The sequence below is a fragment of the Undibacterium sp. YM2 genome (assembly GCF_009937975.1).
GTDB lineage: Bacteria > Pseudomonadota > Gammaproteobacteria > Burkholderiales > Burkholderiaceae_D > Undibacterium.
This window is the reverse complement of the sequence record NZ_AP018441.1, coordinates 5,536,237-5,562,345: the sequence shown is the minus strand read 5'-3', so window position 1 is coordinate 5,562,345 and position 26,109 is coordinate 5,536,237. Positions and strand designations below refer to the sequence as shown.

The 26,109-nt window shown below is 50.6% G+C and carries 27 protein-coding genes; 22 read left to right on the top strand and 5 right to left on the bottom strand.

From position 1 onward, the window contains the following. Positions 1 to 13: 13 nt before the first annotated feature. Entirely contained in the window at positions 14 to 2,029 is a 2,016-nt protein-coding gene (locus tag UNDYM_RS25550) for an NADPH-dependent 2,4-dienoyl-CoA reductase (protein ID WP_162043648.1), read from the top strand. 42 nt (positions 2,030 to 2,071) lie between these two features. Here the strand turns inward: UNDYM_RS25550 and UNDYM_RS25545 are convergent, their stop codons facing one another. Together UNDYM_RS25545 and UNDYM_RS25540 are read right to left on the bottom strand one after the other, a co-directional pair. Next, positions 2,072 to 2,968, bottom strand: coding sequence for a hypothetical protein (locus tag UNDYM_RS25545; RefSeq protein WP_162043647.1), 897 nt, complete (start codon positions 2,966 to 2,968; stop codon positions 2,072 to 2,074). A gap of 130 nt (positions 2,969 to 3,098) precedes the next feature. After that, complete coding sequence (locus UNDYM_RS25540; RefSeq protein ID WP_162043646.1) at positions 3,099 to 3,356, bottom strand: hypothetical protein; 258 nt, start codon at positions 3,354 to 3,356, stop codon at positions 3,099 to 3,101. A gap of 156 nt (positions 3,357 to 3,512) precedes the next feature. Between UNDYM_RS25540 and UNDYM_RS25535 the strand changes: the two genes are divergently transcribed. Both UNDYM_RS25535 and UNDYM_RS25530 read left to right on the top strand, forming a co-directional pair. Then, a complete protein-coding gene (locus UNDYM_RS25535; RefSeq protein ID WP_162043645.1) occupies positions 3,513 to 4,034 on the top strand; it encodes a hypothetical protein in 522 nt (173 codons plus the stop codon). 54 nt (positions 4,035 to 4,088) lie between these two features. Next, positions 4,089 to 5,930 (top strand): phosphoethanolamine transferase, encoded by a 1,842-nt coding sequence (locus UNDYM_RS25530; RefSeq protein WP_162043644.1) that lies wholly within the window; start codon positions 4,089 to 4,091, stop codon positions 5,928 to 5,930. 7 nt (positions 5,931 to 5,937) lie between these two features. Here UNDYM_RS25530 and UNDYM_RS25525 read toward each other — a convergent pair whose 3' ends face one another. The 3 genes from UNDYM_RS25525 to UNDYM_RS25515 all read right to left on the bottom strand — a co-directional run bounded on the left by UNDYM_RS25525 (position 5,938) and on the right by UNDYM_RS25515 (position 7,961). Then, positions 5,938 to 6,948, bottom strand: a complete 1,011-nt coding sequence (locus UNDYM_RS25525; protein ID WP_162043643.1) for a hypothetical protein — start codon at positions 6,946 to 6,948, stop codon at positions 5,938 to 5,940. 162 nt (positions 6,949 to 7,110) lie between these two features. Further along, positions 7,111 to 7,587 (bottom strand): hypothetical protein, encoded by a 477-nt coding sequence (locus UNDYM_RS25520; protein ID WP_162043642.1) that lies wholly within the window; start codon positions 7,585 to 7,587, stop codon positions 7,111 to 7,113. Next, entirely contained in the window at positions 7,587 to 7,961 is a 375-nt protein-coding gene (locus tag UNDYM_RS25515) for a hypothetical protein (RefSeq protein WP_162043641.1), read from the bottom strand. The genes UNDYM_RS25520 and UNDYM_RS25515 overlap by 1 nt, the downstream gene beginning before the upstream one ends. A 165-nt stretch (positions 7,962 to 8,126) precedes the next feature. Between UNDYM_RS25515 and UNDYM_RS25510 the strand changes: the two genes are divergently transcribed. The 19 genes from UNDYM_RS25510 (at position 8,127) to UNDYM_RS25420 (ending at position 26,061) form a co-directional block, all read left to right on the top strand. Then, positions 8,127 to 8,702 (top strand): hypothetical protein, encoded by a 576-nt coding sequence (locus tag UNDYM_RS25510; protein ID WP_162043640.1) that lies wholly within the window; start codon positions 8,127 to 8,129, stop codon positions 8,700 to 8,702. A 58-nt stretch (positions 8,703 to 8,760) separates the two neighbouring features. After that, on the top strand, positions 8,761 to 9,033 hold the full coding sequence (locus UNDYM_RS25505; protein ID WP_162043639.1) for a hypothetical protein: 273 nt from the start codon (positions 8,761 to 8,763) through the stop codon (positions 9,031 to 9,033). Between the two features lie 5 nt (positions 9,034 to 9,038). After that, the gene (locus UNDYM_RS25500) at positions 9,039 to 9,479 is read left to right on the top strand and encodes a hypothetical protein (protein ID WP_162043638.1); all 441 of its coding nucleotides are present in this window, start codon (positions 9,039 to 9,041) and stop codon (positions 9,477 to 9,479) included. Between the two features lie 19 nt (positions 9,480 to 9,498). Continuing rightward, complete coding sequence (locus tag UNDYM_RS25495) at positions 9,499 to 10,200, top strand: hypothetical protein (RefSeq protein WP_162043637.1); 702 nt, start codon at positions 9,499 to 9,501, stop codon at positions 10,198 to 10,200. Continuing rightward, positions 10,197 to 10,592, top strand: a complete 396-nt coding sequence (locus UNDYM_RS25490) for a hypothetical protein (protein ID WP_162043636.1) — start codon at positions 10,197 to 10,199, stop codon at positions 10,590 to 10,592. The genes UNDYM_RS25495 and UNDYM_RS25490 overlap by 4 nt, the downstream gene beginning before the upstream one ends. 62 nt (positions 10,593 to 10,654) lie before the next feature. Then, the gene (locus UNDYM_RS25485) at positions 10,655 to 11,089 is read left to right on the top strand and encodes a hypothetical protein (RefSeq protein ID WP_162043635.1); all 435 of its coding nucleotides are present in this window, start codon (positions 10,655 to 10,657) and stop codon (positions 11,087 to 11,089) included. 376 nt (positions 11,090 to 11,465) lie between these two features. Next, positions 11,466 to 11,786 (top strand): hypothetical protein, encoded by a 321-nt coding sequence (locus tag UNDYM_RS25480; protein WP_162043634.1) that lies wholly within the window; start codon positions 11,466 to 11,468, stop codon positions 11,784 to 11,786. A 29-nt stretch (positions 11,787 to 11,815) separates the two neighbouring features. Beyond that, positions 11,816 to 12,541, top strand: coding sequence for a DotI/IcmL/TraM family protein (locus UNDYM_RS25475; RefSeq protein WP_162043633.1), 726 nt, complete (start codon positions 11,816 to 11,818; stop codon positions 12,539 to 12,541). A 16-nt stretch (positions 12,542 to 12,557) separates the two neighbouring features. Beyond that, on the top strand, positions 12,558 to 13,646 hold the full coding sequence (locus tag UNDYM_RS25470; protein WP_162043632.1) for a DotH/IcmK family type IV secretion protein: 1,089 nt from the start codon (positions 12,558 to 12,560) through the stop codon (positions 13,644 to 13,646). Then, a complete protein-coding gene (locus UNDYM_RS25465; protein WP_162043631.1) occupies positions 13,647 to 15,104 on the top strand; it encodes a DotG/IcmE/VirB10 family protein in 1,458 nt (485 codons plus the stop codon). It abuts the gene before it with no gap. A 68-nt stretch (positions 15,105 to 15,172) separates the two neighbouring features. Then, positions 15,173 to 16,294 (top strand): hypothetical protein, encoded by a 1,122-nt coding sequence (locus UNDYM_RS25460; RefSeq protein ID WP_162043630.1) that lies wholly within the window; start codon positions 15,173 to 15,175, stop codon positions 16,292 to 16,294. A 31-nt stretch (positions 16,295 to 16,325) separates the two neighbouring features. Continuing rightward, on the top strand, positions 16,326 to 16,925 hold the full coding sequence (locus tag UNDYM_RS25455; protein WP_162043629.1) for a hypothetical protein: 600 nt from the start codon (positions 16,326 to 16,328) through the stop codon (positions 16,923 to 16,925). Between the two features lie 147 nt (positions 16,926 to 17,072). Further along, a complete protein-coding gene (locus UNDYM_RS25450) occupies positions 17,073 to 17,474 on the top strand; it encodes a hypothetical protein (protein ID WP_162043628.1) in 402 nt (133 codons plus the stop codon). Between the two features lie 396 nt (positions 17,475 to 17,870). Continuing rightward, positions 17,871 to 20,906 (top strand): type IV secretion protein IcmB, encoded by a 3,036-nt coding sequence (locus UNDYM_RS25445; RefSeq protein ID WP_162043627.1) that lies wholly within the window; start codon positions 17,871 to 17,873, stop codon positions 20,904 to 20,906. A gap of 532 nt (positions 20,907 to 21,438) precedes the next feature. Then, positions 21,439 to 21,972, top strand: a complete 534-nt coding sequence (locus UNDYM_RS25440; RefSeq protein ID WP_162043626.1) for a DotD/TraH family lipoprotein — start codon at positions 21,439 to 21,441, stop codon at positions 21,970 to 21,972. Between the two features lie 19 nt (positions 21,973 to 21,991). Continuing rightward, positions 21,992 to 22,936, top strand: a complete 945-nt coding sequence (locus tag UNDYM_RS25435) for a type IV secretory system conjugative DNA transfer family protein (RefSeq protein WP_162043625.1) — start codon at positions 21,992 to 21,994, stop codon at positions 22,934 to 22,936. A gap of 13 nt (positions 22,937 to 22,949) precedes the next feature. Further along, on the top strand, positions 22,950 to 24,203 hold the full coding sequence (locus UNDYM_RS25430; RefSeq protein WP_162043624.1) for a type IV pilus twitching motility protein PilT: 1,254 nt from the start codon (positions 22,950 to 22,952) through the stop codon (positions 24,201 to 24,203). Positions 24,204 to 24,221: 18 nt separating this feature from the next. Next, positions 24,222 to 24,509 (top strand): IcmT/TraK family protein, encoded by a 288-nt coding sequence (gene icmT / locus UNDYM_RS25425; protein WP_162043623.1) that lies wholly within the window; start codon positions 24,222 to 24,224, stop codon positions 24,507 to 24,509. A 112-nt stretch (positions 24,510 to 24,621) separates the two neighbouring features. Then, entirely contained in the window at positions 24,622 to 26,061 is a 1,440-nt protein-coding gene (locus tag UNDYM_RS25420; protein WP_162043622.1) for a hypothetical protein, read from the top strand. The last annotated feature ends 48 nt before the right edge of the window (positions 26,062 to 26,109 follow it).

Below are 26,109 nucleotides of genomic sequence, written 5' to 3'. Positions count from 1 at the left end.
TTAGGAATACGCCATGTCTTTTTATCCTCACCTGACAAAGCCACTCGATCTGGGTTTTACTACTTTACCTAATCGCCTCTTAATGGGTTCCATGCACGTGGGGCTGGAAGAAGTCGACAATGGCTTTGAGCGTATGGCGGCGTTTTATGCAGAGCGTGCTCGTGGCGGCGTAGGCCTGATCGTGACTGGTGGCATTGCCCCGAACGAAAGAGCGCGCCCTATGCACGGCGGTGCCATGCTGACCACTGAGGCAGAAGCAGAACATCATAAAATAGTCACCAAGGCCGTGCATGATGCCGGTGGCAAGATCGCCATGCAGATTTTGCATTTTGGCCGTTATTCTTACCAGCCTACCCTGGTTGCGCCTAGCGCCATCAAGGCACCGATCAACCCTTTCAAGCCGCATGCACTGACGACAGAAGAAGTCGAACAAACCATCTCTGACTTCGTCCGCTGTGCTGCGTTGGCGCAATCGGCTGGCTATGATGGTGTTGAAGTCATGGGCTCTGAGGGTTACCTGATCAATGAATTCATCGCTGCTTGCACCAACCAGCGCGATGATGAATGGGGCGGCGCTTATGAAAACCGCATCCGCTTCCCTATAGAAATCGTGCGCCGCATACGCGAAAAAGTAGGAAGCAACTTCATCATCATTTACCGCCTGTCCATGCTGGATCTGGTCGATGGTGGTTCTACCCTAGAAGAAGTCACGCAACTGGCCAAAGCCATAGAAGCGGCTGGTGCAACAATTATCAATACCGGCATAGGCTGGCATGAAGCGCGCATCCCTACCATCGCTACCAAGGTGCCACGCGCCGCTTTTGCCTGGGTTACCAAGAAGCTCAAAGGCCAGGTGAACATCCCCCTGATCGCGACCAACCGTATCAATACGCCAGAAGTGGCCGAGCAATTGCTGGCCGATGATTATTGCGACATGGTCTCCATGGCTCGCCCGCTGCTGGCAGACCCGCAGTTCATGCGCAAGGCAGAACAGGGAAGAGCAGAAGAAATCAATACCTGCATAGGTTGCAACCAGGCTTGTCTGGATCATACTTTTGGCGGCAAGGTCACGTCCTGCCTCGTCAATCCACGTGCCTGCCATGAGACTGAACTGGTTGATGCTCCGCTGGAAAAAGCCAAGCGCATTGCGGTAGTTGGTGCTGGTCCTGCCGGTCTGAGCTTCGCGACGACTGCTGCCAATCGCGGCCATGCTGTCACCCTGTTTGATGCCGGTTCTGAAATTGGCGGCCAGTTCAACATCGCCAAGCAAGTGCCGGGCAAGGAAGAGTTTTATGAAACCCTGCGTTATTTCGGCAAACAGATAGAACTGACCGGTGTCACATTGAAGCTCAATACCAAGGTTGATGCATCCGACCTGGCAGACTTTGATGAAGTCGTACTGGCAACGGGTATTACTCCGCGTGTCCCACCTATCGAAGGTATAGAGCATGCCAAAGTCCTCAGTTATCTCGATGTCTTGCGTGACAAGAAAACGGTCGGCAAATCTGTTGCCATCATAGGTGCGGGCGGCATAGGTTTTGACGTTGCAGAATACCTGAGCCACAGCGGTACCAGCCCTAGTCTGGATCCGGAAAAATTCTATGCTGAATGGGGTATCGATACCGACTATAAAAACGTCGGTGGTTTGCGTACTGCTGATGTGGAAAAACCTGCACGCCAGATTTTCCTGTTACAGCGCAAGACTTCCAAGGTTGGTGATGGTCTGGGTAAAACCACGGGCTGGATACACCGCACAGGACTCAAAAACCGTGAAGTACAAATGATAGCCGGCGTCAGCTATGACAAGATAGACGATGCGGGTTTGCATGTCACCATCGGTGGCGAACAAAAGCTGTTGCCTGTTGATAATGTGATTCTGTGCGCGGGCCAGGAACCAAGGCGTGACCTGCAAGCCATGCTCGAAGCTGCAGGCAAACCGGTCCATCTGATCGGTGGTGCGGATGTAGCGGCGGAGCTGGATGCCAAGCGTGCTATCAACCAGGGTACGCGTCTGGCAGCGACAATTTAAATAAGGCATGAAACTGCTGGCAGCTGGTTCTGCCAGCAGTGTTCAGGCAAACAGCTTTTCGTATTCCGGCCTGTCCTGATCTGAAATAAACGCATCCAGGTACAGCGACCATGAATTCTGGTTACGGTCAGCCATGTGCTTGTTCAAGCCTGGTATCAAGGCCAGCTTGGATGGTGGCAAAGAGCGCTTGCGTATCGCATCAAATACGATATCGCTAAAGTGTTCAGCAAAGCTGACCGGGCTGCCTATCTCTTTCAGCAAGCGGTCTATGATGGCGATTTTATCGATGCGTTGAGTGTCGATAAAATAGCGCACCATTTTCGACAGTGGTGATTGAAGGCTGTTTTTCTCCAGCCGCAGTTGCTGCCGCAGGATAATCTTTTGCGCATCCGTATTCAGGCGGTTCTCTATCAATTCAAGTACGGCGCCATTTGGTGCTGCCAATGCCACTTCCAGCATGGTCCAGCGCTCATTTTCATTGGCTGCGTACTCGGCAATATTGTCATAGCTGATATGTGCCTTCAGTTCTTCATCCGAGATCAGGCTGCTGTCTTCTGTCATGACAAAATGGGTTTTGCCCAGGCTGTCGTGCATACTTTCGAGCAAGAGTGCCGTAATGGGCAGATTGCCAAAGAAAACAGAGAAGCCCAGTATGTCACCATACAGCCTGATTTTTGAGCGGTCTGAAATCGCAAATGCCCGCAAGAAATCATTGCTGTCACGGGGCAGGGCACAACGGCTGAAGTACTGGCGAGGATAGCCCCTGGCCAGATAAGTTTCGACGATGCGCAGGCCATTTTCTGCCTGCAGGCATTCAGCAACAGTGGGTACGACACCGTCGTTGGCTTCTATGGCATAGCCATCGATAATAATTCGTGCACAGTGCTTTTTAATCTCTGTTTCAGAAAAAATGCTGGCATTCAGATGTTCAGAAAGCACGAATAGTGACCTTTTTAATGAAATGTCTGATGATTGATAATTTGTTGTTATGCAGAAAGACTCCTTGCATTGTATGCGCAACCCGGGCTTGCTAACAATTAAATCAAGCCAATGCAGGGGCTAAGCGGAGTTAAGTTGGCGCAGCCGGTTTTTTCTTCGCCTGCTCGTCACGCCAGTCCAGGTATTCGGGAAAAGTCATTTCACGCATGGCCACGCAATTACGCAGACCCTGGGTGACTACCATGTCAAAATTTTCTGGATTGATTTTCGCTTGCGGATACACCTCGCAGCGGTACAGTATGGGCAGACCATTGGGCCGCGGCTGATTCGGGGCCAGCATTTCATTGCCTATCATATTGGCCAGCAAGGCGACAAGTATGGTGTTCATAATCCCGGATTCTTTGGTGCAATACAGTCTGGATTTCACAAAAACCTGAAATGACGGTTTTTCGACCAGTTTTTGTCAGCTAATGATAACATTGCCTTTATCGTCAATGCTGATGAAATTTTACTTTCATTAGCTAATAAAAGGAAAGAGAATTTCATGCGGCTGATCAACAAGTTTGTGCTGGTAGCAGTATTCGTTGCGGGCCTTGCCTTGCTTGTTGAATTTTTTGGCAATAAAAATCAGCTTGATGCGGTTGGCAGTACTCCGCTGAAAGAAGCACCGGAATATGCCGCGATGGTGGAAAATGCAGAAAAAATGCCGGATGTAAAAATAATTCCAGGCACTTTCATTAATGCGGTTGAATCCAGGCAACAGGTGCTGGAATATAAAATGAGTCTGGCAGAGAACCGCAGCTTTCAATTCAGTGTGTCTTCGTATGCGGCAAAAAAAGACTGGGCCAAGACCACGCCAGATGTCAGCAAGCAATTGTCCGGTGTCTATAGAATCAAAGGCAATGTCATTTACTTTGAGAATTTACAGGGGCACACCGGCCTGATGTCGGACAAGGCACGCAGCGTGATCAGTGCCTGGACGCAGGACGGTATTGAATTCAAGAATGAAAACTCAGTCATGCGCCTGCGCATGTTTGCCCCTGTGGCTGCCAGTAAACCACAATAACCAGCAATACTAATAGAGTCATAGCCGGTGCACCGTACCCGCTTGCAAGAATCAATGAATACCACTGCCAGCCAGTCACAGCAGCATCAGCAGCAAAGTCAGCAACAAAATCAGTACCAGCACCAGCTTAAAGCTGGCCTGTCTTATGAGTTGCTGTCTTTCTTTTTCTTGCTGATACCGTTTGCCATCGCCAACGGTATCGTCATTGCCAAAGCTGCAGCATTGCCCCTGTACGGTGGCAAAATCATCCTGTTTGTATTGCCGGTATCCTTTCTCTTTTTCCAGTTATGGAAGAAGCTGCTGGTGCTCAAGTTGCTGACTGCCTTGCTGGCCATCTTCGCAGGTGCCGAAGCTTATGTCGCCTATGAGTTTGGTGGTGTATCCGGTTCCAGCCTGTATTCCATACTCACGACCAGCGACAGCAGCGAATCCTTTCATTATCTGTTGCAGCATGCTCAGATCACCATGTTGTGGCTTGTTCTATGCGCAGCCAGTACTGCGCTGGCAATCTATTTTGCCCGCCGCAGCGCTTTTAAGCCTGGCGGCTTCGTGATTCTTTGCCTGCTGTGCATCGCTGGATATGGCTGGTACATCGGTGCCATGAGTGCCAGTACTTACCTCAAAGAGAAAAATGCCAACCGCTATCCGACCATCAGCGAAGATGGTAAAGAAAAACTGTTTGGTGTTGGCAATCTGCCGCCTTTGCTTTCTACCGTGAAAGATACCTATCCTTATGGTTTGCCTGTCAGGTTATGGATGTTCTGGCGCGAAGAAAAAGTCATGCGCGGCATGGAACAGAAGCTGAGTCAGTTCCGTTTTGGTGCAGCGGCAACCGCGCCGTCAGCGGAGCCTGCCAGCAAAGATGCACAAGAAACCTATGTGCTGGTATTGGGCGAGACAGCCAGGTTTGACCGCTGGACTGTGAACGGCTATGAACGTGATACCTCTCCCAATCTGCTCAAAGCCAGGCAAAACGGCGAACTGGTCAGCATGCGTGACATGATTACTCCGCGCACATTCACGATGGGGTCGATACCCATCTATTTGAGCGGGCGCGACATCATGCAGGAAGGTGCGCGACAGAAATCCCTAATTTCAGCCTTCAGGGAAGCCGGCTTCAAGACTTATTTCTTATCGACGCAGGTGAAGAAAAGTTTTTTGAACAATGTCACGACCCTGTTCGCAGCAGAGGCCGATGTACAGCAGTATTTTGAATCAGACGAAACCCTGGGCCTGGTGTATGACGATGCCTTGCTGGGGCCGCTCAAAAATATCCTGCAAGAAAAACCGGCAAAAAAACTCATCGTCCTGCACACCATGGGCAGCCACGCAGTTTACTCTGCCAGATATCCCAGGGCATTTGAGAAATATCCTGTCAGCAGCGCAGGCAAGGCAGGAGCAGAACCAATCGATGACATGCAGGCGACTTCGAATGCCTACGACAACAGCATCAGATATACCGATCATGTGCTCGGTGAAATCATGCAGACATTGGCTTTATTGCCGGGTAATGCTGCCATGATCTATGGCTCAGATCACGGCGAATCATTACCCACCAAGGCTTGCAAATTCATAGGCCATGGCGTCCTGAATGAAGAGAATTTGCGCGTGCCCTATTTTGTCTGGGCCAATCAGGCCTACCGTCAGCAGCATGTGACGATGTGGCAAAATCTCTTGAAGAACCAGGACAAGGCAAGCATGACCAGTGCCAATTTCGCCACCTTGCTGGACATGGCAGGCATCAGTTTTGCAAACTTCCCTGCCGAACATAGCCTGGTCAGGGAGTACCGCGTCAGGCCGGAAAGAATGGTGATGAACATGCAAAACACTGAGCTGGACTTCAATACCGCCAAGGAAAAAGCGGGAGCCTGCGGCATGTTGCAGGCCAAGGAGTAATCAGGCTTCAGACGTCTAAATCCATACCTATCCGGGCCAGCTCTTTTGCCCTTACCGACGCGAACCAATCCTTTTGTGCAGTGTCAAATTTTTCCAGGAAGCCTTCTTCAGGCAACTCGCCAGGCCTGGGCGTGAGTTTGAGTATGGCCTCTTTCAAGGCGACATTGCTGAGCAGGTTTTCGTTTTCAACAAGCGCATGTTTCGCATGCCGGGTCTGGAAATTACGTGACTCTGCGATCAGTTTTCCATGGTCATATAATTTGATCTCATAGCGCTGCTGTGATTTCGAGATATGCGCCATCAGCCTGGAGCGTAGCAAGAATCCCTGCATGTCCAGACTGGTAAAACAGCCATCGTTTAACTGGTAGTGCGGGTGACGCCATAATTCGCCGCCATGATTACGGTTGGCAAATTCGATTCTGACCACGTTTTGCATGTCCAGCGCCAAGGGTATGGTGCTTCTGGCTGTCGCATACAGTAAAGGCACGCCGTCTTCATTGCGGCTCAGGTAACCTTCAGGCAGCAGGCTGAATTGCTCTGAATGTGCCATTCCGTTCAGATCGGGCAAATCAGGATCGGTAAAGCCTTCTTCCATGCGGATGCGGAAATTACAGTCGCGTACGCTTTCGAGCTTGAGTATCAAATCGTCTGGCATGCTCAGCGCATAGCGTGTCTTCAGCACAGACTTGATCCATAATTTCTCACCTGCTCCTGTCTCTATCTGTTCCGGCTGTATCGAGGCGATGGTATGCAGCGGGCGGATAATGATTTCGCCGGTCTGCTTGCGTTGTATCGCTGCATCAATATAGGGCTCATAGACATTGAGCGCTTTTGCCAGAATTTTTTCTTCAAAGCCACTCAGTTGCGGCTCTTCTTCCCTTTTTTCCAGGATCTTGGCGAGGATGGCTCGTATTCTCTCTTTTTCAGCAGCAAGGTCAGCAAACGCATAACTGCCAAAGCGGGGTAATTCATGGAGGATATTGTCTATTTTTGATTTAACCGTGTTCGGGGTATTCATTTTTTATTTTTCTGAGGAAATGCGTACAGTTGGCGCATTGATCATTGTTGCTTATTGATGATGCATAGTGTATTTGCCTGCTATATGACATATGGCAGGCAAATAAAGATGATACATGTTGCCCCGGGCATTTGCTGTACCAACAAAGATAACAAAAGTGTCTTATTTCCTTAACTGCAATACTGGCAAAGCCTCGCCCTGAGGGATATTCGCCAAGCCGTGTTTGCAGGCCTTGATCGCGCCATCCCTGAATTGATTTTCACCATACTGACGGAAGGTCTCGACCTGCTGCTGTATGACCGATTGTTCAGCCAGATATTGATCACTGACTGTCTGCATGTATATGCGCCTGGTTTGCAGGCGTATATCAGCGGGCAACTCTGGGAAGCGGGTATCGAAAGAGTCGGCAACAGAGCGGGCAAAGCTGCGGGTCTTGTACACATCGACGTTCCTGAGCCGGTTGGACATGGAGACCATGATGATGGACGCCACGTCTTCACATGCCATTTCCAGTTGCAACAGGCTCAGCGGCACTTTCATGTTGGGTGAGGCTATGCCATCGCTGGCTGCGGGCGCAGAGACTTTCCCGCAGGAGGCCAGCAAGACCGTGGCCGTCAGCGTACATATCAACTTCTTCATCAAGCTACGCCACACAGTCTTGCATACGACATGCCTACTTCATGATGGGCTTTGAGGTGGCGCATCCATTCGTCGGTCTTGTGGACCACCTGAACACCATTCACTTTCAAAGTTGCCACCAGCTCCCGACGCAATTCTGCAAGTTGCGCCGGAGAATTGCTCTGAAAGCCTGGTAATTCCACTTTCCAGGCGATGGTGGGAACCAGTCTGTGATGAACTTGTTTTTTTTGCACGTATTGGGTTTCCAGGCGCAAAAAAATGGTTTTTATGGCCGGGTTCTTGTTCAAGGTCTGGAAAAATTCTTTTTTCCATGTGGGTAATACAGAATTTTCGGTTTCATTCTCGTATTTTTCCGCAATATTTGTTAAGCTCATCAAAATACCTTTATAAAAATGAAGGTAAAAAAACTTTTCTCATCGAATGCTAGCAATTGTGTCTGGAAGTGTCAATTTTGATGCACCATGCAGAACCCTGTAAATTACGCAGTTCCGATGAAAAACTATTGCTGGGTATGTATTTTTTAAAATTCGGTTAAGTCAATGAATAAACTCGCTCTGTCTTTGTTAGCCACTTTGGTATTTGGAAGTACTTGCAATATTGCCCATGCTCAAGACAAGAAAAAAATTCCAATTCCGGAGATCAGGGAACCGCTTGATGACAAGCGCTCGCAACGCTTGATTGTACTCGCGACTGACCTGATGTTTGTCAGACATTTTGCCAGTGACAGGCAAATCAAGCTCAAGGAGCTGGAAATTAATGTCAGTCTGGAACCATTTAATGAAAAACAAAAAGAGCTTCTTGCCATCCGTAAAAAGCAAATGGAAGAATGCGTCAAAGAGGCAACAACAGTCCAGGGCAATTTTTTCACTGCCTATGATCAATTGAATGCGTCCAAATACGAGGTATCTGACTATAAGGCGATCTATGCCTATGCCAAGAAAAACCTGCTGGAGTTCCAGCGCAAGGATTTGCTGCAGCCAGCCGAGCTGAAGTCGTACGAAGACAGCAGGCCGCAGGGTTTTACATTTCGCAGTGTCTGCATTGACGACGGTGTAGCACCGAAGCTGAAAGAAAAAACGGAATTTGTCTCACCGAATGCATTGCCGAAAAAATGATGCAGGCCAACTGCTGCAAGCGCTCTGTCAACCACAAATGAATAAGAGTAAATAAGCCATGATGTATCAATCATTCTTGCGCAAGAAATTACGCAGGCTGGCAACGACCCTGTTTTTCCTGGTCCTGTGCATGCTCAGTGCCGTCGCTGTCTTTGCCTTGCTGGTAACAGCCCTGAATGCCACCGGCGCGGGTGCCATGGCAATACCTGGTGCTTTTGTCTGCGTTATTTTCTATGAGTTGGGACGCTATTTTTTCTACCGTAGTTTTTTTATGCAGCAATTGGCCCGGTTTGCGGCCTGGAAACAAGTACTTGATGAAAGTAAAGAGTGAGTACCATGAGCACAGTTAGCACACTTAACGCAGTCAGCGCCAATCATGCCGCGGGCAAGTCAACCACCATGTCGGGCAGCGTCATGCAAATCTTGTTTGCTGTCAGTGCCGTGATTTGTCTGCTATTTGGAATTGGTCTTACCCGCATGCTCAGCATCTATTTTGAACAGCGTGTATTCAGCCTGATTATTTTTTGTGCATTGCTCTTGCTGCCTCTGTGCTTTGCCTTGCGCCTGCCGTCAATGACAACCGGGAGGCTGCACCTGCTGCTGGTGAGCGTATATTTTCTGATCGGCCTCCTCGCCAATACCCTGTTTCCACAACTCAAGGCTTATCTGGCCTGGTTGTTTTATGGTTTTTGCCTGTCCGTGTTTTTGCTCGCCCTGGTAACGGCAGGGCAGGCCGTGCGTCTGGGTATTGCCCGCCTGTTCAGGCGCAATCGCTAGATACAGACAGGAGCAGGTTTTGTTGCGCCTACACATTCCCATCAGCATTTGTGCACTTGCACTCATGTGGCCGGTGCTGGCGGCACCGGCTGCCGGGGTAAAGCCTCAGCCTGACCCCAGGCCAAGGGCCAGCTTGCCTGGCCAGGTGCCTCAGCACCACAACGAATATGAGCTGACTATTTATCGCCTGCCTGCAGGTAGTGAAGTCGCCAGGCAAGTTTGCGGGGCGGTCCGCAAGTGTGAGAAAAAAGTCAGTGGTCCTTACTCTTTCTACGCGTTTTCATCGAAATTTGATGAATTCGACAGTGATTTTGCCAGGATGAATGTCAGTCGTTTGCAGCAGTATGCGGTGTCAGCGAATTACGAATTCATACTGGGGAAGTATTTCTCCGTGGCCTTCAAGAAGAGCGGGACTGTAGGTGAGCAGGTGCTTTTTGAGGATGTCAGTTTTGTCGTCAGGCCCATGCAGCTCGATGCAGGGAAAATGGAAGTGGATGTGTTTGGCATGTTCAAGTACCACCTGTTGGGATCGGGGCAAAAAATCAGCCCGTCTGGCCGTAATATCAAATTCAAGTCATCCATCAGCGAGTCAAGAAACTTTTTCCTGATTGCCGAGGCGCAGGTACAAAAGAATGAGCCGGTATATCTGGCAGTGATCAAGCAATGTGATGAAATCATTGATCCTTCGTACGAAGTCAAAATGCTGGAGAAGGGCTTATGAAAAATTTATACCTCCTGGTCTGCTTTGCTACTGCTGCACAATCATGCCTTGCGGGTGGGTCGCTAAGCGAAGAGCTGGCTGCTGAGCGCGGCATCAAACTGGTCAATGTGGATTTGCTGGGGAAATCTAAATCAGCGCCGGTAAAGCCGCAAATCATGAGCTGCAACGGTACTCCTGCAGGCAGTAAAGCCGCCGGTGGAGATGTGCTGCAAAACAAGGATGGAAAGATGGTGATCGGCAACAGTCAGCCAGCCGCCTCGCAAGAATTTGATGTGGAGAAGATGAAGGAATCACTGATGGATGTCTCCAGGCAAGCCGCCAGCAGCCGCTATCAGGCAGCCATGGCGCAGGGTGGAAAAAAGAAAACCTGCAATGTGAATCTGACTGAGTAATTTATCTTAAATAAGCTGACCCCAATCAGCTACTGCAAAATATATCACCTGGAATACATGCCATGCCATTGATAGATCAATTAGTCGAAGCCCTGCACAACCTGCACAAACCTCATGTGGAAAGGGCTCTGCAGCTATACCAGTCGATACAGGTCCCGGAAGGCCTGGCTGCTGAATACTACCGGCATTTGCAGCAGAACAGCCCTGCCATGGCCGCAGATTTACCTGCTGATGGTGGCGCAAAGCTGGCGGAAGCGCTGGAGGCCCTGTACGGCGTAATACAGGTGCTGAACCGTTGTGCGACCAATTTTCCTTTCGGGCGGGCCTTGCCACTGCTGCCATTTGTCGCAGAAGACCAGGCAGTCAGGGCCGTGCAGGAGACTTTGTTCGACAAGATGAAGGATGAATATTTTTCTCCGGCTGTGTCTGATGATGCCAATGGCGAGGCCGTGTATCTGAATCGCCTCGCAATGATACGGGAAATGTTGCAGGAATAGCCGGATCTAGGTGCCTGCATCACCCTGGCCTCTGATACAGGGTGATTTGAAGCAAGTCATGCGCAAACATGATTGATGGTGAAGATTTCTTTCTGCATGTCCCATTGTTTCTTCAAGACATGGAATTGACGCTTGCTTTTCAGCTTTACTCTCGGCTTTATTTTTTTGAAATATTTCCCTCCGAAAACTCCCTTCATGGTTGCCAGCTGACAGTATTTCGCTGCCTTGTTACAAACAAGATGTTTTTTACCATCATTGTCTTAATAATTTAATTGTAAAGCTGGTAGAATTTGGAATAAATGTCGAAAAAACCTTATCTGGCCTTTGTTTTCATAAATTGACATGATAAGATTATTGAAGAATTCTAAATTTTTCTATGAAAAAAGACCCTGCAACATCAGCACCGCCAACGCCCAAGCCTGTGGTCAAAAAGACCAGGCGTTATGGCTTTGAATTTTATAGGGATAACTTCCGCCGCATGACTGTCCTGGCGATAGGCCTGGTCGGTCTGGACATAGTCCTGGTGGTGGCGATGTTCCTGGTATATGCCAGTTTTCCCCAGCGTGATTTGTATGCCACCACGCGCAATGGCTTATTGGTGAAATTGAAGCAGTTTGACACTGTCGGCCAGGTAAAGTCTGCCAGGGCCGCCAAGGCAGCGAATGCGCCAGCAGGCGCAGCAGCAAATGTTGAATAAGCGTATCAATAACGTGTAAGAGGATCAAGATGTCTGGCTCCATAGCTCAACAACAATTGCCAGCCAAGGCGGAAACCAAGCCGCCTGTGCATGCAGTTGACGCGTCGCTTGCAGGCGGCAATACCAGGGAAACCACAGGGCAGCCTGAACTGAATATGGCACGCGCCGAGTTTTATCTCGACCGTTACCGCTTTATCCAGAAAATTGTGGCAGGTCTGCTGGTGCTGACTATCCTGCTGGCGTATGCCTTGTACGATGTTTACCGCAATCCCCCCAAGCCCTTGTATATCGCCGCAGAAAATGATGGACGCATTATTGAATTGCGCCCCATCAGCCGCCCCACCATCTCCAAGAATGCCTTGCTGACCTGGGCTGCTGAGTCGGTCACTTCGATTTTTACTTATGACTATGTGAATTACCGCAGGCAGTTCCAGAGCAATGTCGATTATTTCAGTGCCGAGGGCTGGCAGGCATACATGGACCAGCTGGATAAATCAGGCACGTTGCAGACCGTCAAGGAAAAATCCATGCTGGTGTCCGCCGTTGTCAGCAGCAGTCCTGTGATTACTGGCGAGGCACCGGTGAATGGTATCTATATGTGGAAAGTAGAAATGCCGATCGATGTGACTTACACGCCTTTCGGACAAAGTCCTATCAAGCAAAAACTGATCATCAAGATGAACCTGCGTGCCATTTCTCCATTGGAGAACCCGCGCGGCGTGGTGATTGATAGCTTCAGTACATTCGAGCGGTGATTTGAGGTCGTTGATGATGAATAAGAATAGAAATATCCAGCTTGCCTGCGCACTCTTCATGGGGTTGCTTGGTACTGCCGCTTTGGCCAGACAGGCTGGTGCCGAGGCTCCGCCTGCCAAGTCACAAACCAAACCCGGTGAAATGGCCCTGCCCAGTGCCTTACCACCCGCACCTGCAGAGTCAATGCAGCAGGCCAGCCCTGCCAGCGCAGCGAGATTGACAGCATCTGAACTGAATGCCAGGTATAGCGACCCTGCCATGCTGCCGTCACCAGATGGTTATGCGAAACCACGTACCAAACTCAAGATGCCGCAGTTCCGCGATCCCAAAGAGCAGGCCTTTGATGAGTTGCTCGATGAAACCGTGACTTTCAGCCGTGATGAAATCAATCGCTATTACGACCGTATTGATGATTTCAAGCGTTCGGTGCGCACGCCTGACGGGCAGATGCACAGGGCGGTGATTTCTTCGGTGATTGTGAACTTGCAGCCTGGCTCGGTGATCCCGGTGATGCGCCTGAACGTCAATGAAAACTCGTCCTTGCTGTTCACGGATTCAACGGGCAATCCCTGGCCTGTCGTCAAATTTGCGGCTCCTTCCAAGACCATGTTTGCTGTGGAATTTCATCCGAATAATAATCCGCATGAAATTGCCCTGGAACCTATCAAGGATTATGCCTACGGCAATTTGAAAGTTTTCCTGGCAGGCATGAGCACACCAGTCTTTGTGCGCCTGGTCACCGGTCAAAAAGAAACTGATGTGCGTCTGGACGCGAGGATGCCTGTACGCGGACCGAATGCCGCTGCCCTGATAGAAAAGCAAATGCCGCCTGAGGCTTCTTCTTCGATGTTCTCCATGCTCAATGGCGTGGTGCCAGAAAAAGCACAGGAACTCAGGGTTGAGGGGGCAGATGCCAGGGCCTGGATGCTGGATGGAAAAATGTATTTGCGCCTGACCAACAAGACTTCAGTGCGCTCACCATCATGGACAGGAACCATGTCCTCGATTGATGGTACCAATGTTTATGAGCTTCCTGCGCGTACGCCGGTGATCTATGCGGCGCAAGAAGGTAAGAGTGTTGAATTACGCGTGTCGGGGTTTTAAATGGCAGAAAAGAAAACAGGCGGAATGGCTTTCCTGGCAAATCCTAAATCCCGCATGATGGTCATTGGTGTTGCCGTTGTCCTGGTCGCCGGTATTGCACTGGCAGTCAATGGCATGATCAAGAAAAATTCCATGAGCAAGGAGTCGAGCGAACCCACCAGCACCGCAGCCCTGCCTGCCGATGCGAATAAAAAAACCGCCATTGACCCCAATAAAGTCGATGCTCAGCAGTCTGACTTGCGCAAGACTGCCAACGAAGATGCGGCCAAGCGGGCAGAGTCAAGCGGGCAGACCTTTATTGCAACGATGCGCCCAGACGTTGCTCCTGCGTCTGCTGCCAGTACTGGCAACGGCATAGACCCCAGCATGTATGCGGCGCGCAATGCAGACAATGGCTATGCCAGGTATGCAGGGCCACGCGAACCCAGTGAGCAGGATATCCGTGATGCAGAAGCTGCCCAACAGAAAAAAGTCGATGAATGGAAGCGCAAGCTGACTGCCGACAAAGCCAAGATCAATGAGGTATGGGAGCCGGGCTCCAGGGTTTTCTATACGGCCTATGTAGGCAGTGAGAGTGCCCAGGGTGAGAAAAAAGAAAAAGATGTTCATGAGCAGCAAGTTGGCAAGGCCGAGACACAAAAGAAAGGCCAGGTCTTTGCCAGGGCAGGCGATATTTTCTATGGCAGCATCGATATAGGCATGAATACGGATGAGCCCAGTGCCGTCACCGCCTACATCCTGAGTGGGCCATTCAAGGGCGGCAAGTTGCTCGGTGCACTGTCCGGGCAAACTGCGCCTTACTCAGAAAAAGCCGTGATTCAATTTACCTCGCTGAACCATCCCAAGTTTGAGCGTTCCATCCCCGTCAAAATTTTTGCTGTCGATCGTGATACGAAACGTGCAGCGGTTGCCGATAATGTAGACAGGCATTTGCTGACCAAATTCGGGCTGGCTGCCATCGTTGATTTTGCCCAGGGTTATGCAGAAGGCAAGGCGCAAAATAATTCGACGGTTATTTATGGCCAGAATGGTTCGCCGACCATCGTGACGCAGTCAGAGCTTAACAACAAGCAATTGATCGCCCGTGGTGCCGCAAAAACCATGAACCGTGTTGCCAGCACGCTGGCACCGTATACCAACAGGCCAAATACCCTGGAAGTGTATTCACAAACAGAGATAGGTCTGCTGGTCGCGGCTGACATCGTCTATGTCGAAGGTGTTAATGCTGATAATAGCGGGCCTGCACCGGGCGCTGCTACGGCAAATGGTGCAAGGCAGGCCGCTGCACAGGCCGCAGTTGCAAATGCCTATGCACCTGCGCTTCCTATGCCGCCTGTCCAGCCGCCAGCCATGTATGGTCAGCAGCAAGTATATGTGCCGCAACCTGCCTATCCTCAGCCAGCCTATGGTGGCCAGCCCGCAGTGTATGGGCAAATCCCTGTGTATGGTCAGCGCTAGTAGCTGGTAAAACGGATTTTCATTTTTGACCGCAAAGCCAAAAGTAAATTGAAGATAAGGAATAAATGATGGGTATGAATGACTGGGATGGCCTTTCAGGCGAGCATGATGAAAATGCCGGTACTGCTTCTTCACAGACTGTTAAGACAGAGCCAGAAAACAAAGTAGTGCCTATGTCGGCGGCAGCAACAAAAAATAATAACAAGACCATGTACCTGGTCATGGGTGGCCTCATGCTCTTCGTCATGGGTGTCTATGGTTACTACCAGTACATGCAATTCCAGGCCGCGCAAAACGGTGAGCGCATGCGGCAGCAGCAGGCATACAAAAATCAAAAGGAAGATGCTGAACGCAAGAAGCGAGAGGCCGAGGCAAAAGACAAACCAGTGGCAGCGGCGGCAGATAAGCCTGCGGCTGAAACCGCAGCCGCATCTGCCAGTCAGCCCCAGAATGATGACCTGGCTGCGCTGGCGCAGCTCAAAAACCGCAATGGCAGCAATCCGGCTGCACCTGTTGCAGCGGCAACTACGGCCACAACGGCAGCGCCTGCCCCTGCCCCGGTAGCTGTACCTGCACAAACAGCAAATACGATGGTGACAAGGCCTGTCTTGCAAAGCGCAGCAGTTGCTCCAACCTATGCACCAAGCCAGGATGCACAGAAGCGGGAGCAATATGTCAGCATGCTGGAAGGGCGGGTGAATGACCTCGGCCTGACTAAATTGCGCCTGGAAGCTGAACTTTGCAAATACGAACCCAGACGTGCTTTCTGTAATGCATCCAATAAGTCCGGAGGGTTGCCGGAAGCGCAGCGTGAACCAACGCAGGCGAATGCCAGGTCAGGCCAGTCAGTTCAGCCCGCTCAGGCTGTTCAGTCTGCAGGTGGTCGTGTCATGCTTTTCGACACTGCCAGGCCAGGCAACGCCGTGGCAGCAGAATTGCCACGCGCATCGTCAAAAAGCAGTGTCGCACAAGTGCAAGGCTTGCCTGCACGCACACAGGGAATGGATGCCACGCCCAGGCCCTTGTCCTTGCAAGGCCTGACCATCTTGCGCGACCGGGTACTTTACCGTGACCGTGACGGCCTGACCCATGAGGTTGAGCTTGGAGGTGACATGGAAGGCCTGGGACGTCTGGAGAGAATCGATTTCGAAAGAAAATCTTTCCAGGCAGGTGGACGTACATATAACTGATGAATAACTGATGACAGCTATGGGGACTTTGATGTCAGCATCGCGCTTTCGATTTTTTACTGGCATAGCCGCCACCTTGCTGGCAGCGCCAGCCTTTGCACAAGGCCCGACGGCCTTGACCATGCTACTGACCTTTGGTGAAAGCATACCAGGGCTATGGAATTTCGTGCAGGCCGTCGCTTTTGTCGTGGCGATGTTCCTGTTTGGTTTTTCCATGTTCAAGTTAAAGCGCATAGGGGAGAGAAAATCCGATGAAGGGGCGATGTCAGTGGTGATGACATTGCTGGCCGCAACCGGCATGTTTTATCTGTCTTCTTCCATCGACACCTTCCTGGTTTCCACCTTTGGTACCAGCACCATCATGACCTACACCACCTCTTCCATACTGGATGCGGACGGTATCAAGGCGGCGCGGGTCGTTATCGGTTTCGTTAACCTGATAGGTTTGATTGCATTTGCCCGTGGCTGGTATGCACTGAAGATGCTGGGTTCTGGTGGTGGTCATAAGGAAGACACCGCCAAGCGCGCCATCGTATTGCTGGTAGGTGGGACTTTTTGCCTGAATATTGTCGCACTTTCAGAAATTCTGCAAAAAACATTGGGCATCAGCAACATTATCCTCACACCTTGAGACCAGGCTTTGCAGATTGTCTTAAAAAGGAAAATATTTTTACTTTTGTTTGTATAAAAACTTGAAAGCATTTTTTGTCTAAGGTATTCTTGACGATGTTCTTACCGGACTTTGTTGCATCTATTTCTAAAGCTTAGGAGTGTTTCCATGAAAAAACTTAACAAAAGTATCAAAGGCAAGCTGGGTGTTGTGTTGGGCGTGGCGGCAGGCGTAGCAGTAGCGCTGGTCCCGGAACTGGCGTTCGCGCAGGCTAAATCCATCGGTCAAGTGGCGATGACTGCGTCAGACAGTATCAATGGCGTGCAAGTCATGATACAGGGTGCCTGCTATATGGCTGGTGTAGCGCTGGCAGGTGGCTCCATGTTCAAATTCAAGGCACATAAAGACAATCCTCAGCAAACACCTCTGTCCACGCCTATCGTCATGCTGGCTGTGGCTGCAGGTCTGCTGTATCTGCCATCCTTGATGTCCAGTGCTGGTCAGTCTCTGTGGGGTGGTACGCAAAGCAGCACGCGCGTTTCTTACGAATACAGCAGCTACGCATCTTAATATTTTTATGCTGGTTCTGGCGCAAGCCGGGGCCGGTAAGGCCGGGAAACAAAGCAGGCCATCTTCATAAGTGGATCTGGAGCGCAAGGTATATGGCATTCAGGTCTTCTCATGAACAATGGCGTGATGAATGTCTGGCTTTGGCTAAATACAGCCTGGCTTAATGCGAGTTGGCATGGCTGGATTATGGAAGTCATTGCAGGCGGAACGGCAGTGATTTGCAAGAGTCACAAAAAGCCTCGCAGGCCATGTCTGCGGGGCTTTTTTATATCCATCCCGTGTCCATGCAACGTCCATGTTGCACCGGGGTGTATGCAGAGAGACTCATTTGATGTTTCCAGATGATAGGGGTGATGTACCGATTATCTGGAGTACCGCTATTTGATCGGGGAAAATATGTCGGTTGTAAATTCTGTTCTTGAAGGTGTTGATGAATTCGTCTATTGGGCTGGTTCCATGTTCAGGAGCGCTGCTTCTGTTTATTGTGAACTGGAAACCACGGATGACGAGAGCACCCTGGTCGCCAAAGATGGCTCCCTGATCAGCTTTATACGGGTCGATGGCGCCAGGTTTCTGGTTGGTGTGGAAGAGTTTGCTTCCATCCACCGCTCACTGATGCAGGGGATAGAAGCTTTCTTCGGCAATCCAGGGCACCACATGCAGATCGTCTTTGGTTGTGACAAAGACTTTGTGGTGCGCGACATCACTTATGCCCTCGATGGTTCCAGGGAAACGGCCAGGAACCTGCAAATGGATGTGCAGGACATGTTCGATGCCAAAGTCGCGCACATGTCGCAATACACCTCACATGAAGAGTGCTATCTGGTGCTGTGGACCCATGGTTCGTCCATGACCAAGGCTGAGGCAGCCGCAGCCACCAAGGAAAAAGTCCAGTTCAACAAAGAACATAGCGTGCCCATCATGAAGCACAGCCAATACCTGTTTGCGGCGATCCGTGAACTGCGTGACAGGCATGGTTCCTTCAAGCGTTCCGTCAAGCTGGAAATGGAGACGGCGGGTCTGGATTGCGAAATCCTGGATGCGCATACTGCCTTGCGCGTGGCACGCATGTCTTATGATGCAGATTACACAGACGAGCTGTGGAAACCAAGGCTGCTGGGAGACAAGCTGTCCCCGCGTGCTTTTGAAAATCCACATCCCCGCGATATTTCAGACATCCTGTATCCGCGCATAGAACATCAGATCATGCCGCGTGATGCCGAAGAATTGAATGGCAAGTGGCTGCGCATAGGTGACCGCATCATTGCACCTGTGCATGTCTACCTCTTTCCCAAGGACATCAATACTTTCCAAAGGCTGTTTGCGCGCCTCAGGGAAGCGGATTTGCCGTGGCGTTATTCGATGATGATGGAAGGCGGCGGCGTGCGTGGATTTGGTATGAAATCCATGATAGCGGCCCTGATCTCCTTTGCCTCTGCTAACAATAAACTGGCCAATAATGCGGTGCAGGCCTTGCAGAACTATCAGGACATGGAAGGCGGCACCGTCGTCAAAGTGTCGATGTCATTTGCGACCTGGGCACCGGTAGGCGAAGAAAAACTCTTGCGCAGCCGTGAGCAAAGACTGGCGCGTGCTATCGAAGGCTGGGGCGGCATAGAAGTGTTCGACAAGAGTGGCGACCCTTTCGAGGGAGTTGCGTCTACTCTGGTCGGCTTTTCGACAAAAAATATGGGCACGCCTGCAATAGCTCCATTGCCAGACATCGTCTATATGATGCCTCTGCAGCGTCCGGCGTCTTCGTGGAAAGAAGGTGCAGTACTATTTCGCTCACCGGATGGCAAACTCTGGCCTTATCAGCCTGGCTCCAGCAAACAAACGACCTGGATCGATATCATTTTTGCGAAACCAGGTTCTGGTAAGTCGGTCTTGTCGAATATGTTGAACTGGGCAATTTGCGTGATGCCCGGCCTCAAGCGCCTGCCGCGCATTTCCGTGATTGATATCGGCCCTTCATCAAGCGGTTTGATTTCCCTGGTCAAGGATGCCCTACCGCCGAATCTCAAGCATCTGGCCAATTATTTCCGTCTACGCATGACGCCGGAATATGCCGTCAATCCTTTTGATACCCAGCTTGGCTATCACTACCCGATACCGCAAGAGCGCGCATTCCTGGTCAACTTGCTGACCCTGTTGACCATGCCCATGGGTAAGACTGAGCCTTATGACGGCATGCCGGATATTTGCGGTATGGTGGTGGACGAAGCTTATCGCCTGTATTCACCAGAAAAAAGCCCCAAACGTTACTCTGAGCATCAGGATGAAAAAGTCGATGCTGCCGTCAGGTCATTGGGGCTGCATACCGATGAAATTACTACCTGGTGGGATATCACCGACGAATTGTTCAGGCACGGCATGGTGCATGAAGCCATCCTGGCCCAGCGCTTTGCCGTCCCCAATATGAATGACCTGACATCTGTTGTGCAGGATCAGTCTTTCAGGGACGTTTACACCAAACCAAAGACCGCGACTTCCGAAACCATCGTTGATGCGTTTTCGCGCATGATACAGTCCGTCTTGCGTGAGTATCCGGTACTGACATCAACCACCAGGTTCGATATCGGTGATACACGTATCGTCGCGATTGATCTGGATGAAGTGGCCAAATCCGGCGGTGCTGCTGCCGACCGCCGCACCGGTATCATGTATATGTTGGGTCAGTTCATCGGCACACGCAACTTCTTCTTCAATGAAGAGAATTTGCAGGAATGCCGTCCTCTGTACAAGACTTACCACAAAGGCCGCGTCGATGAAATCAAGGAAGATCCTAAACGGGTTGTCTTCGATGAATTCCACAGGACAGAAAATTCACCGGTGGTGCGTGACCAGGTGCTGGTATATATGCGTGAAGGTCGCAAATGGGGCGTGCAGGTTTGCCTGCTGTCGCAATCCATGAATGACTTTGATAAAGAGATGGTGGAGTTTGCGACGTCCATCTTTGTACTGGATGGTGGTGATGCTGCCCAGGTCAAAGAAATTGGCGACCGTTTTGGTTTGTCAAAAACCGCCCGTCATGCACTGGAGTCTGGCCGGGTGCACCCGCCGCGTTCTGGTGGTTCGACTTTCCTGGCGATTTTCTCGACCAAGAAACACAGGAACGAGCAATTACTGACCAACACTGTCGGCCCCATGGAATTATGGGCATTCTCAACCACGCGCAAAGACACCATCCTCAGGGACAAGCTCTACCGAGCCATCGGATCTTCCAAGGCCAGAAGGGTATTGGCAGAAAACTTCCCTGACGGTTCAGCCATGGATGAGATAGAACGCCGGGAGCTCGCCAGAAAATCCGCCACCGGCATGATAGGTGAGGATGACGACACTAATATCATTGAAGCCATGGCTGAGGAACTGCTGACGTATTCCCATAAAAAAGACCACGAAGAGAAAAAGCGGGCAGCGGCTTTGGTATAAAACTAGCTCAAGCATACATAGCGGAACTGAAAACGGACAGCAATTGCTGTCCGTTCTGGTGTGAGCATGCTGAAGACTGTTGGCGACACGCCCATCATCCTGGTTGCGGCTGATGCCGTGGATAGTCTGCCAATGCTTGTTTCCTCTGCTTGCACAGCCTCGTTCGACGGCACTGTTTGTCGCCCGGTAAATTCAATCATGCTTTGCTCCCAATTTTCCTGCAAGCAATGCATGTCTGGGACTGTCTGAATCTTGCAGCCCACAGGGGGAGTGCGTGCATTGTTGCAAGAAAATCAGAATCTGCTGCGCCCTGAAAAATACTCTGTTTCAGCGCTGTAATTTCAACAAAATCTGCAAATATTTTATGCTATCATTGTCTTAAAGTTTTCGTATTATTTTGATTTTCATTCGTAGAAATGGAAATAAACAGGTTTTCAACAGCATGCCAGACCGGTGCTGATGAAAATCCTGTACCACCAGGGCCTTACATGTTGCGCGTTGAATGCGCGCTTGCAACTCAGAGACTTCATCCATGAACCAGATCAAATTTGCTGTTAGCTTGTTAGTTGTTTCTGCAACCCTGGCTGGCTGCCAGACGAGAAATCCCAAGGTGGCAGAGGACCAGAAATCGCGTTTGTCAGAGACAGTGACTTTGCAGCAGCAATTGTTATCAACTGCCGATGCGATAGAGCGCAATTCGCAATTGCTGGCAGAAGCGAGCAATACCCGCGCCGCAGTTGAAAAAGCCCAGCTCTCGCCCACACAACAGTTGAAAATGGATAAGGCGGCCAATACCAAAGAACCCTATGGCATGACGGCAAAAATCAGCTTTGTCTGGGAGGCTGGCCCGATACAGGAAGTGGCACGTCAGATGGCAATACGTTCTGGCTATGAATACATGCAGCCCGAAGGCAGTGTGCCTGCCATACCTGTCATGGTGAAGATCAATGCCAGGGAACAATCCATCGCTTCCATCTTGCGCGATGCCGGTTTGCAGGCAGGTTCACGTGCAGATATCGTGGTTGATGAAGCAAGAAGAAAAGTGCTGGTTCGCTTCTTTGACTAATATTGATAACGGGTCTTGTATGTTCAAATTAAGTCAAATTGCTGTTGTATCCTTGCTTGCACTATGTGGTGCCTCTGCCTTTGCCTACGACAGCAAAGGCGAGCCCATCACTGTGAATCTGAATGCCGGCAACACGGTCAGAGAATCTGCCGCGCCGACACTGGATGATTTTTCTGCAGACAATATTGCCAAGGCCAAGCGCAGTGAGGATGATCCATTCAAGGGCAGCGATATCCGCGACCTGCGTGTAGCTGCCGTGCGCGAAGCTGCCTATGGCCTGGGCATACGCAATGGCCTGGTTGCCCGGTCTATCTTGATCAAGGAATTTTTGTACCGTCACCGTTCAGAGATGGACAGGATATTCAACTTTGCACCATTGATGCTCGATTGCGGCAAGGAAGAAAAAAACCGTTACTCGCAAAAACTGATTGCTGAACGCCCTAACGAAAATTGCGTCATGCAACCACCTGTCATACTGGGTGCAAAAAACCTGTTGAGCGACAAAGATGGCCAGGGTGATGTGCTGCGTTATTCCAAGGCCAGCTTCCGCATCAAAAAGCAGGCACGTCTGATCACCACCATTCCTATCTGGGAAAATTATCTGGTGTTTGATGCAGGCATGCCGGGCAATGATGTGCACCCCAGCCTGTTCCCTAAAAATGATGAAGAAAAGCGGGTCTGGAACCAGGCGCTGGCTGAAGGCTGGGACAAGGGGGTAGATCAGGCGAATGCGATTTACCGTCAAAATCTGGCGATGCTGAATGAAGACTTCTCCGGCATGCAGCGCTATCAATATCTGTTGTTGCAAAACCTGGTGACCAAGCCCTTTGTCTCGCGCAACCGCCTTGGCGTTACTGGCAATGGCAAGACTGGCATATCGATTGATGATATTACGCTGACCATTACCGAGCGTCCTGAATTCAATTTGAATTCCAACGACTGGATGTTGTTCCCCAGCTTTTGATAGCGAGTTAATTATGTCCGCGCTTGTACAGCCTATTGCACTTGCTCCCAAGCCAGCAAAAAATCAGGATGTCAATTTCGACCGCGAGGCGGTCGAAGCACGTTATGCATTCAAGGACGTGCCCAATACCTTTGAGCAAAACTCTTTTCGCAGATTGCTGCAGCATTGCCTGGACATAGGCGTATCTGATATTTATCTGAAGACGGGTGACCCGGTCAAGGTCAGGGTAGGCAAGCCCATCTTCAAGCTTACCAAGCGCAGCCTGGAAACCAGTGAACTCAATACCATCGTCACTGAGGTTTATGGTACCAATGGCCCATCCAAACTCGGTAGCGGTGAAGCGATTGACTATGCCTATGAATTAAAACTGGAAGGGCAGCGTGGCGTATCCGTACGCTTTCGTATGAATGCGACCGGTTGCCTCTCGCCTTCAGGGCCGGGTGTAGAAATCGTCATGCGTCCTTTGCAGGAAAACCCGCCAGAAATTTCTACCATGAAGTTGCCTCCTGAACTGATGGAGCAACTGTTCCCTGAAATTGGCCTGGTGCTGGTAACGGGAGAAACCGGTTCAGGCAAGACGACCTTGCTGGCGGCGGTCATCCGCTACATCCTGGAACAGCCGGAGTCGAACAAACGCATATTGACGGGGGAAGATCCTATTGAATTTGTCTTCGATAAATGCAAACGCTATTCATCAATGGTGGCCCAGCACGAGATAGGCCGCCACCTGAAATCATTTTCAGAATTTATCCGTAATGCAGTGCGCCGTGATCCGAACATCCTCATGGTCGGTGAAATGCGTGACCATGAAACCATCAATGCCGGGATCATGGCAGCCCAGGTGGGTAAGGCGGTGTATTCCACCCTGCATACCAACTCGGTAGGCCAGACCTGGAAGCGCATGGTGAATGTGTTCCCGCATGAAGAGCGGGTATCCAAGATGGTCGATCTGATCGATACCACCAAGGTGATCCTGACTCAGCGCCTGGTTGCTTCGACAGAAAAAAATGATGACGGTAATTTCAAACGTATCGCCTTGCGTGAGTATCTTGTGTTTGATGATGAGGTCAAGACTCGTCTGATAGAGCAGGTAGGCGCTGATGTGAACATGTTGCCCTTCCTGACGCACTCTATCGTCAAGGAAAGAAAGCAGCTACTGGTAGATGAGGCCAGGCGTTACTACCGTGAAGGCATGATTTCCGAGATTGAATACAAAAAATATGAAGTCAGTGCCAGCCAGGCAGAACGCATGCTGGGCAGTGACTGACCCTGACAAGGAGTTGAGATGGCAAATAATATAGATGACGGCACCGCGAAAGTAATCTGGCGTGACTCTGCCAGGGAGTTGCGTTTCCTGGGTATTAACTATGTTGCAGTGTTCCCATTGGTGTTCTGGTTATTGCACGCCAATATGTTCACCTTTGTAGTGGCTGTTACCGTGATTGTGGCATTGACGATACTGGAACGTTTCAAGTATTCACCAATGGTGGTGTTTCGCCTGGTGCGTTGCTTTATCGGTGGCAAGGTCCGTTATGCAAAAAACTGGAATGAAATGAAGCGTTACCGTAGTTAGCATTGCTTTGAGACTCATGTGCCATGTCGGCATGTACCCTGGATGGTGTATGAGTCTTGGCATCAAATAAGAATTTAATTTTTGTAGCGTTGCGCTACCGGAGTAATTACTGATGAAATATCCACGCAATTTATTGAGCATTCTGGTTTCCAGTATTTTTGCCACTGGGTTTGCGGCCTATGCGCCGGTTGCCTTGGCGGGCTTTGAGGTCGTCAGCAATTCCAATACGCCTTATGTCTATCAGATATCTGGTGCGCAGAGAAAAGTGGTTGATGTCCGTGAAGAGCGGGTAGTGGGCGCAACCGCCAATACCCTGCATCATGGTCACATCGACATGGACATGGTGATGATACCGGTGGCTGCCAACAAGGGTGTCGATATGCTCACAGGCTTGCGCGGTATCGTGCCGGAAAGCCAGGGCTGGCGTGTGTTCGCGCTGAAAGGCGTGAATCTGCGGAACAAGATAGAGTGGAACAGTGCCCAGACCTGGGTGATTGCACTCGATGGTGTGCTACTCAAGCACAAGCTGATTGCCGATATCAACTGGGAAAGCCGTGAAATCACTTTGGCACCCATGTCCAACCGCAACTACGCATCTCAGTTGCTCAGCCAGGGCAAGGACAAGAGCATACTGCGTCATGTGACCATCAGGCAGCAATTTGAGACCCCTGAGCCTCTGATCGCCTTGCGTCTGCAACCGGCGCACGCTGCGATTACAGAAGCGCGTGCAGTACCGATAGCGAGCGTGGATGTACCCGTGCGTGCGCTGGGTGAAGTCGGCGACAATCGCGGCAGCGCCAGTGTTGGTGTCAAGGTAACTGATGGCACGATAGACAGCATGATCAACCAGCGCGTGGAGCAGGCAACCAGGGCAAAAATGGCGCAACTCGAAGCGCTGGAGGCACAATACCGTGAAAAGCTTGAGCAACTGAATGCCCGCAGCCAGCAGGTCAAGCCGGGGCCCTCATCTGCTCCTCAGGATGCGACCACGGCCAAGCCAGTTGCACAACCTATCAGCTTTGAAGATGGCGATGCCAAGCCCACCCCTGCCGCCAGAATGATACGTGCTGACTACCGTTTCCCGAGGCCTGCCGCAGGCGGCTATAGAATGAGCAGGATGGATTTGCCCGTAGCAGTTGCAGGCGCAGATGAGGCCAAACCAGCTATGACCAAGGCCAGGTTTGCTGCCGCAGAGGCACAAGCTACTTCATCAGTAGTCGATAATAATGTCATCACAGAGGTAGCGACGACCACAGCCAATAGCAGCGTGATCTCTTTCCCGGTGCAGGCGAATGTGGAAGTGCAGGAGGCCTCACGCACCAAATGGGAAATTTCATTGAATGACAAAACCTTGCGCAATGCACTGTTGCGCCTGGCATCAAAGAATGGTTACTCGCTGTCTTACCAGACCAAGGATCAGGATATCAAGATGGGCGGTACCTTCTTTGGTACTTTTGATGGTGCCTTGCGTGAAATTGAAATTGCCACCGGCAAGCGTATCCGTCAGGTGGAGTCAAGGTTGTTGGGGCGTTTGATTATCGTTACCGACTAAACAGAGCATAGATAAACAAAAAAGCACCGCAAATTAAAATAATGCGGT

Excerpts from the sequence above, each read along its gene's own strand:
- UNDYM_RS25505 (WP_162043639.1), top strand. The coding sequence starts at position 8,761 with ATGATGTATCAATCATTCTTGCGCAAGAAATTACGCAGGCTGGCAACG.
- UNDYM_RS25470 (WP_162043632.1), top strand. The coding sequence starts at position 12,558 with ATGAATAAGAATAGAAATATCCAGCTTGCCTGCGCACTCTTCATGGGG.
- UNDYM_RS25475 (WP_162043633.1), top strand. The coding sequence starts at position 11,816 with ATGTCTGGCTCCATAGCTCAACAACAATTGCCAGCCAAGGCGGAAACC.
- UNDYM_RS25440 (WP_162043626.1), top strand. The coding sequence starts at position 21,439 with ATGAACCAGATCAAATTTGCTGTTAGCTTGTTAGTTGTTTCTGCAACC.
- UNDYM_RS25515 (WP_162043641.1), bottom strand. The coding sequence starts at position 7,961 with ATGAGCTTAACAAATATTGCGGAAAAATACGAGAATGAAACCGAAAAT.
- UNDYM_RS25435 (WP_162043625.1), top strand. The coding sequence starts at position 21,992 with ATGTTCAAATTAAGTCAAATTGCTGTTGTATCCTTGCTTGCACTATGT.
- UNDYM_RS25550 (WP_162043648.1), top strand. The coding sequence starts at position 14 with ATGTCTTTTTATCCTCACCTGACAAAGCCACTCGATCTGGGTTTTACT.
- UNDYM_RS25430 (WP_162043624.1), top strand. The coding sequence starts at position 22,950 with ATGTCCGCGCTTGTACAGCCTATTGCACTTGCTCCCAAGCCAGCAAAA.
- UNDYM_RS25460 (WP_162043630.1), top strand. The coding sequence starts at position 15,173 with ATGGGTATGAATGACTGGGATGGCCTTTCAGGCGAGCATGATGAAAAT.
- UNDYM_RS25540 (WP_162043646.1), bottom strand. The coding sequence starts at position 3,356 with ATGAACACCATACTTGTCGCCTTGCTGGCCAATATGATAGGCAATGAA.
- UNDYM_RS25450 (WP_162043628.1), top strand. The coding sequence starts at position 17,073 with ATGAAAAAACTTAACAAAAGTATCAAAGGCAAGCTGGGTGTTGTGTTG.
- UNDYM_RS25520 (WP_162043642.1), bottom strand. The coding sequence starts at position 7,587 with ATGAAGAAGTTGATATGTACGCTGACGGCCACGGTCTTGCTGGCCTCC.
- UNDYM_RS25485 (WP_162043635.1), top strand. The coding sequence starts at position 10,655 with ATGCCATTGATAGATCAATTAGTCGAAGCCCTGCACAACCTGCACAAA.
- UNDYM_RS25455 (WP_162043629.1), top strand. The coding sequence starts at position 16,326 with ATGTCAGCATCGCGCTTTCGATTTTTTACTGGCATAGCCGCCACCTTG.
- UNDYM_RS25500 (WP_162043638.1), top strand. The coding sequence starts at position 9,039 with ATGAGCACAGTTAGCACACTTAACGCAGTCAGCGCCAATCATGCCGCG.
- UNDYM_RS25490 (WP_162043636.1), top strand. The coding sequence starts at position 10,197 with ATGAAAAATTTATACCTCCTGGTCTGCTTTGCTACTGCTGCACAATCA.
- UNDYM_RS25510 (WP_162043640.1), top strand. The coding sequence starts at position 8,127 with ATGAATAAACTCGCTCTGTCTTTGTTAGCCACTTTGGTATTTGGAAGT.
- UNDYM_RS25420 (WP_162043622.1), top strand. The coding sequence starts at position 24,622 with ATGAAATATCCACGCAATTTATTGAGCATTCTGGTTTCCAGTATTTTT.
- icmT (WP_162043623.1), top strand. The coding sequence starts at position 24,222 with ATGGCAAATAATATAGATGACGGCACCGCGAAAGTAATCTGGCGTGAC.
- UNDYM_RS25535 (WP_162043645.1), top strand. The coding sequence starts at position 3,513 with ATGCGGCTGATCAACAAGTTTGTGCTGGTAGCAGTATTCGTTGCGGGC.
- UNDYM_RS25530 (WP_162043644.1), top strand. The coding sequence starts at position 4,089 with ATGAATACCACTGCCAGCCAGTCACAGCAGCATCAGCAGCAAAGTCAG.
- UNDYM_RS25445 (WP_162043627.1), top strand. The coding sequence starts at position 17,871 with ATGTCGGTTGTAAATTCTGTTCTTGAAGGTGTTGATGAATTCGTCTAT.
- UNDYM_RS25480 (WP_162043634.1), top strand. The coding sequence starts at position 11,466 with ATGAAAAAAGACCCTGCAACATCAGCACCGCCAACGCCCAAGCCTGTG.
- UNDYM_RS25465 (WP_162043631.1), top strand. The coding sequence starts at position 13,647 with ATGGCAGAAAAGAAAACAGGCGGAATGGCTTTCCTGGCAAATCCTAAA.
- UNDYM_RS25525 (WP_162043643.1), bottom strand. The coding sequence starts at position 6,948 with ATGAATACCCCGAACACGGTTAAATCAAAAATAGACAATATCCTCCAT.